A 10,566-nucleotide genomic window follows, 5' to 3' on the forward strand; every position below is an offset into this window, starting at 1 on the left:
CACCCGGCCCGCCGCTACGGGGAAGTGGCGGCATCCCCACCCACCAGACCCCACCACCTCGCCGAGCTGGCGGCCATGCTCACCGCACGAGGTCGCCACCTCGCCGAGCTGGCGGCCATGCTCACCGCACGAGGTCGCCGCTTCGGGGAGGTGGCGGCGAAACGGCACCCGGTCAGCCGGTTGCGGGAGGCGGGGCGCCCACCCGCCCGCCGAGCACGGCGGCCACGCGGTCACGCAGGGCGCGCAGTCGGTCCGGGTCGTCGCGCAGCACCACCCGCAGCGTCTCGTGCCCACCGGCGGCGACCGCGCCGAGCACGTCCAGCAGCGTGCCGAGCTGGGCGGGCGGCTCGTCGGCGAGCAGGTCCGCCGCGTCGGTCACGACCAGCGTCAGCGGACCGGAGTCGAGGCGGTCTGCGAGCGCGTCGGCGAGGGCGTCCCAGTTGCGGCCGTACCAGCCGGGCAGCGCCAGTGACCCGGCCAGCGTCTCGTGCAGCCCGGCGCGGGTGCGGCTGGCCGCGCCGGAGACCGGCACACCGTCCGGCTCGGGCGGCGCGCCGTCGTACACGAGCCAGGCCGGCGGCTGCGGGGACGCTGCGCCCATGATCCGTCCTTTCCCGACGGCGCCGACCGGGCGTAGCGGGCCCGGCCGGCGCCGAGGCTGCTCAGAGCCGGTAGAAGTTGGCGTAGTGGTCGGGCGAGAACCAGGTCACCCCGGTGCTCTTGTTGACCACGATCCGGTACGCGTCCCGGGAGGCGTTGCAGGCGCGCGGGTAGACGTCGTACTCGTAGTAGGTGGCGCCGGCGGGCAGCTGACCCTCGTAGTTGTAGAACCGGCCGCCGGCGAAGTTGCACCGGCCGCCGCTCCACGAGTACCAGCCGCGGCTGGTCGGGAAGCTCTTCGCGGACCAGCCGGACCGCGCGGTGCGCGCGTCGGCGCAGCGGGACTGCGTGCAGGAGCCGTAGACGGCGGCCGCGGCGGGTTCGGCGAGGCGGGTGGAGACAGTGGACGGTGCGACGAGCGCGGCGGCGGCCACGGCGGTGACCAGGGCGGACGCGGCGAGGACGCGGCGTACGCGGGTGACGGCGGCACGGAACGGGGTCAAGGGATCCTCCTTGAGCGAGCCGGCAGGGCATCGACCAACGTCGTTCGCTGGTCGCGCCGCTCAGTCTGTCGAGGATCCTGCCCGCGGTACAGCCCCGATCCGGCGACGGTGCCCCGAACCCCGGGTGAACACACGATGGCGGGTGCGGACGGACGACCCGAGCCGCCCGTCCGCACCCGCCGTGTGGGTCAGCGCGTGAACGCCTGGAACTCGGCGATCCGCACGTTCTGCGCCTGCGGGCTGGCGGTGGCGCAGTCGGTCGCCGCCCGCGGGTCGTCGTCCTGCTCACCGGCGTAGTCCGGCGCGCCCGTGCACTGGTTGGTCAGCACCTCGACGCGCAGGTGCGTGGCCTTGGTACGCGGAATGTCGAACGACCGCATGATCAGCTCGGGCGCCCGGGGACGCGGCGCCACAGCCGGGAACGCGTCCGGCCGGCTGGTGTAGACCGGGCGGAAGTCCGCCGCGTCCGCGCAGGTCACCGGCCCGGTCGCGGTGCACGCGAGGACCCGGAACTGCCGCACCGCGGAGTACCGGCTCTGGGTGCCGGCGTCCGCGTCACCGGCGACCGCCGGACGCAGCATGGCGCTGACCTGCACCCGGCGTACCTGCTGGACGTCGCCGGCCAGGTCGACTGTGACCTGCCGTCCGGCGACCGGCGCGCCCAGCGAGGCCCAGTTCGTGGCCTCGTCGTCGTCGGCGATCTGCGGCAGGTTGATCCCGTCGCCGGTGACCGCCGCACCCGCGGTGGCCGAGGCCAGGTTGGGTCGCAACGACACCGCCAGCGTCCGGTTCTGGCCCGCCTTGACCTTCACCGGGCCGATCCGGGTGTGGCCGTAGCCGGGCGCCCGCACCACGAACTCGTACGTGCCGGGCACCAGATCCACCCGGTCGGTGAGCGGGGTGGCCGCGTCGGTGTCCGCCACCGGCACCGCCCGGGCCTGGTAGCGCCCGACGAACAGCTGCGCGCCCGCCACCGGCCCGCGCTCGCCGACCGGGAGGAACCGCAGCGAGCCCTCCCGCGCGTACGGCGAGGTGAAGCCCGGCGTGGGGTTGGCGTCGGTGTGGCCGACGCTGGCCGCGGTCTCGCCGAGGCCGCGCCCGGCGAACGCGTTCCAGAGCAGGTCCTGGTTGGCGCCGCCGAAGCGGATCCGGTCGGCGGCGAGCATCGCGTCCCGGGCGTCGACCATGCTGACCTGGCTGACCGACATCAGCAGGAACGAGTCGAAGACCAGCTGGATCCAGCGCCGGTTACCCGGGCAGGCGGTCACGTCGCGGGCGCCGGTGGCGCACGCCTTCTGCACGGCCGGGGTGCCGCTGCCCCACCGGCGCATCATGGCCGCGCGGATGTCGGTGTTGGTGGCGCTCCACACCTCACCGGAGGCGTGCACCTGGAGGCCGACGAAGTCGTAGTCGACCGAGCTGTAGTTGAGCGGGCTGTCACTCATGTTGTAGTTGCGGATACCCGCGTTCGGGTCCTGGGTGGTGTACTCGCCGATGGTGAACCCGCGCCGGCCGGGCGCGGCGTACCCGTGCTCGAACAGGTACTCCATGGCGAGCTGGTCGGACCAGCTCTCGCTCATGCCCTGCGGCGAGCTGACCCCGGCGCTCGGGCCGGCGATCATGCGGTTGGTGACCGCGTGGCCGTACTCGTGGGCGATCACCGACATGTCGAAGTCGCCGTCGACGCACGGCGCGTAGAACGAGCCCGCCATGGGCTGCCACAGGTACATGTTGGTGGTCGGCGCGACGCCGTCCGGCGGGGTGATCTGGTTGGCGTTGTTGCGGGCCGCGAAGTTGGGCGGGCCGCCGCTGGCCCCGCCGGCCTGGGCGTTGCCCTGCTCGGGGTCGTTACCGAGCCCGCCGCGGCCGAGGTTGTCCTGCTGCATGTTCCAGGTCTCCTCGGTGAACCCGAGGTGATAGGTCCAGTCGTGCATCCGGTTGTGCATGGCGAACAGGTTCGCCCGCGCCGCGTCGATGTCGTTCGCCTGCGGCGACGTGAACACCTCCGGGTTGCAGCGCTGCTCCTGCCACTGGTTCGTCCACGGGTAGTCGTACCGGCGGTCCGGGCGGGGCGTCGCGGTCTCGGTGCCGACGCTGAACGGGTCGTTGCTGAACCAGTTCTGCACCGCGATCGCGTTGTTGCCCTTGGTCGTGGTGGTGGACTGGCCGGTGGCCGGGTCCACGTCCCACGCCGGGTGCCCGGGCACGCCCACCACCTCGGCGCAGCCGCGCGCCGGCACGGCGCACCACCGCTTGCGGGTGTCGACCGAGGACCTGTCGACCCGCGGCGAGTTCGGGAAGACCTCCCACGAGGGGTGGTCGGCGTCGTGGTCGATCAGATCCTCACGGACCAGCACGGCGCTGTCGCGGGCGTCCACGTAGGTGGCGTAGGCGGCCGGGTCCGCGCCGGTGGTGTCCGCCCCGAGGACCACCTCCCACGCCGCGCGCGGCCCCCGGTCCGCGGTGGGCACCGCGACCAACGAGGTACGCACGACCTGCGCGTCGGAGCGGCCGGCGTCGGCGACGGCGGCCTTGCGGGCCTGCTCGGCGCTGACCGTGGCCGGGGCCGGCGTACCGGCGTCGCGGGCGAGCGAGGAGCTGACGTGCCACACCGCTCCGTCGCGTACGCCGATCGACAGCATGCCGTCGACGGCGGCCGGCAGGTCACCGAAGCGCTGCCGGAACAGGACGGTCGCGCCCTGCCCCATCGGCGCCACTGTGAGCAGTTCCAGCGCGGCGGCGCCCTCGGCGGTCAGGCCCAGCACGTCCCGGTTGGCGGCCACGTACGCGCGCGCGGCGGCGGCCGGGTCGGCGGGCAGGCCGGTGGCGAGGGGCTTGCCGGTCGACGTGAGCGTGGCCGGCGTACCGAAGTCGGTCCAGCGCACGCGCGCGCCGAGCGCGGCGGCCCGGTCCCGCTGCCGGTCGCTGGCGGCGACGCGGCCCTTGCGGTTGTCCTTGGCCTTGGTGTCGTGCCGGTCGCCCGGCAGGTGGTCGGGTGGCGCCTGGGTACGGGTCTGTTCCCGGGGTGCCGCCTGGCCGCCGCCAGCGGCGGTCAGAACCAGCCCGGCTGCCAGCAGCAGCGCGGTGGTCCCCGTCAACGCACGGGATGGTGTGCGCACGGTCCCTCCTGTCATCGTCGAACGGCGATGTCCGTTCCGCCATCCGACCAGCACGATCGACGCGCCGACACCATCCGAACATCCATAAATGTTGTTGCGTCGATTTCTCGGCGGCCCTCACGGCGCCCCTGGCCGAGCAGCTTCGAGACTCGCGTCTCACCAGACGAGACACGAATAGATCTTGGTACGAAACGGCCCCCATGAGGGCCCTTTCGTACCAAGACCTCCACAGCGTCAGCAGCTGCTAGGCGGGAGGCGGCTCAGCAGTCAGGCCGCTTTGAACACTGACTCCAGGTGCCACTCCAGGAACTCGGCCTTGGGACGGTCTCCACGTCGCTCTGGGATCGCGACAACGGACCCGGCCTTCGCGTAGAACTGGTCGCCGTTGCCGAACTCGCTTCGCAGGCGCGGACTCACCATCAGGCGGTACCTCGGGTCCACGCCCAGGTAGCCCTGATCGAAGAGGATGTGGACATCGGACCTGAGCAGCATGCCGTTGTCGATCCGATGCTCGCCGCCCGCCGGCAGTGGCCGGATGTGCGCCGCCTGGAGCACCGGTTGCAACTTGTTGCCCGTGATCGCACAGCGGCGGCCGTACGCGCCGAGCACCACCGCCTTGAACGAATTCTGGCCGAGACGCTGGGGAACGAGCCGTGGATCTCCGTAGATCGGGCCGGGGCGATGCCACGGCTCACGAAGGTCCAAATCGACCTCTCCACCCAGAAGGCGGTGAAGGGCAAGACCGAAGTAGTCCGCAGCGGCTGGATCAGCGAGGTCGTACGTCTTGCCCTGTACGACGTTCGGCGCGAAGCCAGGGGGCGGATCGACCGACGAGCCGTCGGCGAAGAAGACGCTGTCACGAACGAAGATGCACCCGATCACCGGATCCTCCCCCGGCTCGATCGGCTGTTTCCGGTACCGCCCGACGCTACGCCTCATCTCGTCGAGGCTCGCGACGCCGTTGCCCTCGCCGAAGAGGTTCCACGCTTCCGAGATTTTCAACTGGGTGAAGCCGCTGAAGAAGCCACCGCCGACGACGCGATTGAACGGATAGTGGGCTTTGAAGAGAAACGGCTCACCAGGCGTGAGCGCACGAAATGCACCACCCGACGGACGCCAGAAGTTCACCTCGTTCAGATCAGGACGCGCCGCCAGGAACCGATACCACTTCTCGTCCGTGACTCCGACGAAGGCCTTCACACCGCCAGCCTGCACCAGAACGGATCTTGCCGCTACCCCGACCGGCGTCACGAACCCGACCAGTCAAAGTTCGCGCATCCACGTCGTCGGGTCCGTTACGAAGACGCAAACAGCGGGTCTCGGTCAGTCCTCCACCGCACCAGACGCGGATAGGTGGCGGGTGTCAGGTCACGTTCTCTCTCCTGATCAAGCGTCGCCACTCTTCTCCTTGAGTTCGTCGTCCTCCCCGCGCCGACGCAGTGCCCACCCGCCGACCCGGGCGGAAAGCTTGCCCGTCGCCCATTTAGCCCGGTCGAAAGTGTCGTTACCGAGGCGCCTGGCGGCATCAACGCCGTCTGCTCCGGTCTCAAGCGCCTTGTCTCTCGCCTCCTTGGCCGCATCCGCCCATCGTCTCGCCTCCGACGACTGCCGAGCGCTCTCGATACCGAGTCGCCCGTGGAAGTTGACGATGGCTGTCGAGACTTGGTTGCTCGACTTCACCACCGCCGGTGAGTCCATCGGGTTCAGCAAAACCTTGGCGTTCGCCCTGCCCGCGGCCGCTTCCATGCGGGCAAGGAGGCGCTCGGTGCACCGGGAGATGAGTTCGAGTCGGTTCTGCCGAGCATTCCTCAGCCCGACGCGATGCCCGTCCAACTCGTCCGGCGACGCGTCCAGCACCCGGTCGAGTTCGAGCACGGCGATCGCGTCCTGCAGTTGGAAGCAGCGGGCCAGGACGACAAGCCACTCCTGCGCCTTGGACTCCGCTTCCCTGGCTGCCCTGGCAAGCTCACCGATCGCGCTTTTACGCTCCAGCTTCTCCGCGAGCGCGTCGAGCTGACGCAACGCGTACGCCTGGGTCTCTGCGATCGTCGCCGGCGCGCCCTGCACCTTCGACCATGTGACTTCGTCGACTCGGCCGCGCTGCTCACGGATGGTCATGGACTCCTCGATGACGAAGCCCACGCCGATCATGCGGGCCAACACAGCGTCCTTCTGGGCACGGAGCACATCGTCGACCTTCTCGTCGATCGTGGCGAGATAGTCGGTGATCTCCTTCATGCTCTGTTGCATCGCAAGCTGCGCCATGAGCCCCGCCGCACCGGCCAGCAACGCCGGGTTGCCTGCGACCGCCCCGGGCCCCTTCGAGATCTGAAGCCATTTCTGGATCGAGCCTGGATCTCCCACCATCGCGTGGCTGACCCCTGGGGTCTTGGTCGGCATCAGACCGAATTTGTGGACGAGCTGCGCTGACTCCTGGGTCAGCTGCACCCAACGACCGGAGTTGGCGGCGATCTCGGACCCAGCCTGAGCTGTAGCCGCCCCGACCTTGAGAACAGACCCGAGCCGAGGCAGCCCGAGGTTCTTCGACGGCAAGCCCTCGGAGACCAGGAAGCGTTCGACAGCCGTCGGATCTCCGATGACCGCCAGCCCGTCGCCGTCGCTGATCAGCTGAATCTCGTTACCCATTGTCGGCTCCTGACGGGTGGGAGGATGGAGAGCGACGCTGTCTACTCTGTTCGCTGTGTGGGCTTGGGAGGGCGCCATCAGATCAGCGGCTCGCACCTCCTTGACCGACTCGAGGGGCGCCTCCGGTCGATCACGCGAAGACTCTAGCCGTCCCATCGACGGGACGGGTGTACCCGTAAGTACCGATCTCCGCGACAGGCCGCTACCGAAGGCTCCCGCTTTCAGGTTCCGGACGCCGGCTCATGCCGGCGCGTCGAGGAAGGCGGCCACGGCCCGACGGAAGTCGTGTGGATTCTCGACCCACGGCAGGTGGCCGGATCCGGGGAGGCTGACCCGCTCACAATTGGGCAGCGCCTTGTCCAGCGAGTCGACGCCCCAGCGGGGACGGATGTCATCGGGGCCGTCGATGATCAGCACGGGCAGGTCGAGCGTCCGGCACCGCGCCCCGATCCCGGAGGTACGGAGTTCCCGCTTGACCTCGGCGTTGACGGCCCGGTTGCAGTCGTGGTTGATGCCCAGCCACGGCGTGGCCATGTCCTCGGCGTGCGCCATGGCGGAGTCCGGATCGGCGAAGTCGGCCGACCACTGCAGAACCGCCCGTTCCCGTTCCTCCGCCGGGGTGTGGTCCCGCCCGCCAAGCGCCTCCCACCGGTCCAGGTGCGGCCCGAGCCGCCGCCGGAGATTCCGTTCGTAATGCGGATGCCAGCCGCGTTCAGCGTCGATGCCGGTGCCGGAGACGTAGATCAGGTGACTGACCCGCTCCGGGTGTTCGATCGCGTACCGCAGCGCCAGGTGCGCGCCCCACGAGTGGCCCAGCAGTGCCGTCCGCGGTCCGGCCAGGTGTTCGCGTACCGCGTCGAGGTCGGCGACGAAACGGCCGATCGTGTACGGGCCGCGCCGCTCGGAGCGCCCGCAACCACGCTGGTCCCACCGGATGACACGGGCGTGCCCGTCGAGCAGCCGGGCGACCGGGCCGAGGTAGTCCCAGATGCCCGGACCGCCGTGACAGAGCACCAGCGGCGCCCCGGCGCCGACCTGGTCGGCCCACAGGCGACAACCGTCTTCGGTACGCACGTCCGCAGTCATCGCCGACAGTATGGCGAGTCGGACGACGACCGATGGGCCTGCTGGACTGACGCCGGTTACGGCTCTCTCATCCAGGTCTTCGGATCGGTCACGAAGACACCCTTGCCCTGCTGCCGCCGGATCACCCGCAACGCTTCGAGACGCGCATACGCCATCTGCACGGTGCCGTGACTCACGCCGTAGCGATCGCGCAGCGCAGCGATCGAGGGCAGCTTGTCCCCCGGCTTCAGCTTCTTTCCTCTGACGTCGGCGATCACATCGTCGGCGATGCGCCAGTAATCCGGCACTTCTCGCATGGCACTCCTCGCGTGGCGACCCGATTCGATCACACCGCGACGCGCCTAACAAGCAGCGTTGACTCATCTGACATGTCTAGATAAGTTGATTCCGGGCCGCTCCTCGCGTGGCAACGAGTTCGGCCCATCCCCCGGTCGGGGCGGGTGCGCGTACCCGTCCCGACCCTCCGGACTGCTCCGCCTCCGTACCGCCGATCCGGGCTGCGGTGGGCGGAGCGGGCGGGTCGGCCGCGGCCGGCGTGCGGACGGCCCGCCCTTCCACCGCACCTGTCCCCTGCTCCTGGAAGGACCGAAGTGACGCTGCATCGATCCGGCCGCCTCTACCTGAGCGGCCTGCCGGCCCGGCTGACCCCGCACGAGGTGCGCACGCACGCCTTCGACGCCCGCAGGAGCGGCGTCGACCCTGATCAGGTACGCGAGTTCCAGGCCCGGGTCGCCGACGAACTGGCCGAACTGCACCGCCGGGTACGCCTGCTCGCGCAGGAGAACGACAGGCTGAAGCGCGCCCTGCGGGACTGGCAGGCCATGCACGCCCGGGAGTGCCGCCCACCGAACGACGGCCACTGGTAGCGGTGCGCCCGCAACCCGGCGACCTGCTACGGGTCGACGGCCGCGCGTCGGTGCAGTTCGGCGGCGGTCGGGCGCTCACGTTACGGGTCGTATCGGTCGGGCCCGAGGTGACGTACACCGGGTGGATCTGGCTGACCGGGTACGTGGTCAACAGTCGCGGCGCCGCCACTGCGAAGCGGGAGATCTTCGTGCAGCTCGCCGGGCTGCGCCGAGCCGGCGAACCGTTGCCGCCCGATCAGTCCTGGGTGCCGGCGAACAGCGTCCAGGCGTCGATCTCGGTCGGCGCCAGCGGCCGCGCCGGCAGATAGGACGCCAGATCGCGGAAGTCCGCCACGGCGTTGTGGACGCACACCGTGAGCGAGAAGTGCAGCAGTTCCCGCACCGCCTGCGCGTCGGGGGCCGTGACGTCGTCGAGCAGCGGGCTGCGGACATCCAGCGCGAACACCACGTGGCAGGCGCTCTGGTCGGCCTTCACGACGCAGTAGTAGCGCCCGGCCTCGGCCAGCCGGTTGCGGATGTTCGCCCAGGCCATCGCCCCGGAGATGTCCGGCACGTCGGCGCCGGCCACGCAGGCCATCCGGAACACCCAGCGGGCCGGGTCCTCCGGCGACACCGCGCCGTAGACCAGCACCAGGCCGCCGCGGTGGAACACGGCGAAGCCCTGCACGTCCGGGCTGAGGTGCAGGAAGTCCGGGGTCCAGACCCGGTCGTACTGCCGTTCGGCCAGGGACCGCAGGAAATTCACGGTCTGGCCGGCGGCCTGACGAGCGTCTACGCCCATGCGTTCTGGTCCTCCCCGAAGGATCGCGGAGCCTCACGCTACGAAGCGCTTCGATCACGGATCAAGGCGCGCCGATCGACTCTGGATGGTCGGTCCCGTGAACGGGACCGAAGCCGCATGAGTCCCACGGATAGGACTACGGGACGGCTCGTCCGATCGGTCAGCGCCCGCCCCTGGGCCGGGCGGAACCGCCGTGCGCGCGGCTGCGCGCGTACACCGGCCCGGGTTGTTAGCGTGGATCGCGGACCGCCACGGCGGTCCGGCCACCCCTCGCCCGACGGCCCGCGCGTCCCGGTGACGCCGCGGGACGCGGTGCTGCGATCCGGCATGGAGGGGGTGCGATGACCGCGGTGCCGGAAGGGCCCGAGCCGGGCGGCGGCCGGCCGAAGCCCGGCGCGCCGGTGGACAGCAGGCGGCGGCGGTGGGCCGGACGGGCGCGGGCGCTGGGCGAGGCGGCGCGCGTGCGGACCCGGCGCTTCTGGGACGGCGCGCAGCCGACGCTGCGGCAGCTCTGGTGGACCGAGGAGCCGGTGACGCCGGTGACCACAGTCGACCGGCGCGTCCCGGAGCCGCTCGCGGTGCCGGCGCAGGGCCAGGTGTACGTGTTCCTGGTCCGCGCCACCTACACCTGGTCGTCGGAGACGGCCCGGCCGGAGCTGTTCGGCTGGTACGTCGACTACTTCCAGCAGCAGGCCACGCAGCGCCTGCACCGGCTCGCGGTCCGGCACGCGGTGGAGGTGCCGCCGCACCGCCCGCGCGACCTGCACGCCGCGTTGACCGCGGCGCTCGCCGACGACGACCCGCTGCCCTGGACGTACGCGCGCGGCGAGGTGACGTTCGCCTGCGAGCCGGACGTCACGGTGCACCTGGACGAGCGGGTGCGCAAGCTGCTCCAGCCGTACTGGGAGCAGCGCATCGCGCTGGAGTGCGAGCGCGACCTGGCCCGCCGCCGCGCCGAGTACGCG

The 10,566-nt window shown here is 70.9% G+C and carries 11 protein-coding genes; 3 read left to right on the plus strand and 8 right to left on the minus strand.

From position 1 onward, the window contains the following. Positions 1-172: 172 nt before the first annotated feature. From ABD52_RS33625 to ABD52_RS33655, 7 genes are all read right to left on the minus strand, one after another. Positions 173-601, minus strand: a complete 429-nt coding sequence (locus ABD52_RS33625) for a barstar family protein (RefSeq protein WP_030268612.1) — start codon at positions 599-601, stop codon at positions 173-175. Between the two features lie 61 nt (positions 602-662). Then, the gene (locus tag ABD52_RS33630) at positions 663-1,103 is read right to left on the minus strand and encodes a ribonuclease domain-containing protein (RefSeq protein WP_047894389.1); all 441 of its coding nucleotides are present in this window, start codon (positions 1,101-1,103) and stop codon (positions 663-665) included. Between the two features lie 188 nt (positions 1,104-1,291). Continuing rightward, positions 1,292-4,201, minus strand: a complete 2,910-nt coding sequence (locus ABD52_RS33635; protein WP_235437635.1) for a M36 family metallopeptidase — start codon at positions 4,199-4,201, stop codon at positions 1,292-1,294. A gap of 288 nt (positions 4,202-4,489) precedes the next feature. Beyond that, positions 4,490-5,422: an HNH endonuclease gene (locus ABD52_RS33640; protein ID WP_047894391.1), complete on the minus strand. Its 933-nt coding sequence runs from the start codon at positions 5,420-5,422 to the stop codon at positions 4,490-4,492. A gap of 186 nt (positions 5,423-5,608) precedes the next feature. Continuing rightward, positions 5,609-6,868, minus strand: coding sequence for a hypothetical protein (locus ABD52_RS33645; RefSeq protein WP_047894392.1), 1,260 nt, complete (start codon positions 6,866-6,868; stop codon positions 5,609-5,611). 240 nt (positions 6,869-7,108) lie between these two features. Next, a complete protein-coding gene (locus ABD52_RS33650; RefSeq protein WP_047894393.1) occupies positions 7,109-7,954 on the minus strand; it encodes an alpha/beta fold hydrolase in 846 nt (281 codons plus the stop codon). A gap of 56 nt (positions 7,955-8,010) precedes the next feature. Beyond that, positions 8,011-8,250, minus strand: a complete 240-nt coding sequence (locus tag ABD52_RS33655) for a winged helix-turn-helix domain-containing protein (RefSeq protein WP_013286712.1) — start codon at positions 8,248-8,250, stop codon at positions 8,011-8,013. 294 nt (positions 8,251-8,544) lie between these two features. On the opposite strand from ABD52_RS33655, the gene ABD52_RS33660 reads away from it, so the two are divergent. Continuing rightward, the gene (locus ABD52_RS33660) at positions 8,545-8,820 is read left to right on the plus strand and encodes a DivIVA domain-containing protein (RefSeq protein ID WP_047894394.1); all 276 of its coding nucleotides are present in this window, start codon (positions 8,545-8,547) and stop codon (positions 8,818-8,820) included. A 2-nt stretch (positions 8,821-8,822) separates the two neighbouring features. Next, entirely contained in the window at positions 8,823-9,128 is a 306-nt protein-coding gene (locus tag ABD52_RS33665; RefSeq protein ID WP_047894395.1) for a hypothetical protein, read from the plus strand. Here the strand turns inward: ABD52_RS33665 and ABD52_RS33670 are convergent. Continuing rightward, positions 9,056-9,601 carry a hypothetical protein gene (locus tag ABD52_RS33670; RefSeq protein ID WP_047894396.1) on the minus strand — a complete coding sequence of 182 codons (546 nt, stop codon included), beginning with the start codon at positions 9,599-9,601 and terminating at the stop codon, positions 9,056-9,058. The genes ABD52_RS33665 and ABD52_RS33670 overlap by 73 nt on opposite strands. 341 nt (positions 9,602-9,942) lie before the next feature. Between ABD52_RS33670 and ABD52_RS33675 the strand changes: the two genes are divergently transcribed. After that, the coding region (locus ABD52_RS33675; protein WP_047894397.1) for a hypothetical protein at positions 9,943-10,566 on the plus strand (624 nt) is incomplete at its 3' end.

This window comes from Micromonospora sp. RV43 (assembly GCF_001029515.1).
GTDB classification, from domain to species: domain Bacteria; phylum Actinomycetota; class Actinomycetes; order Mycobacteriales; family Micromonosporaceae; genus Micromonospora; species Micromonospora aurantiaca.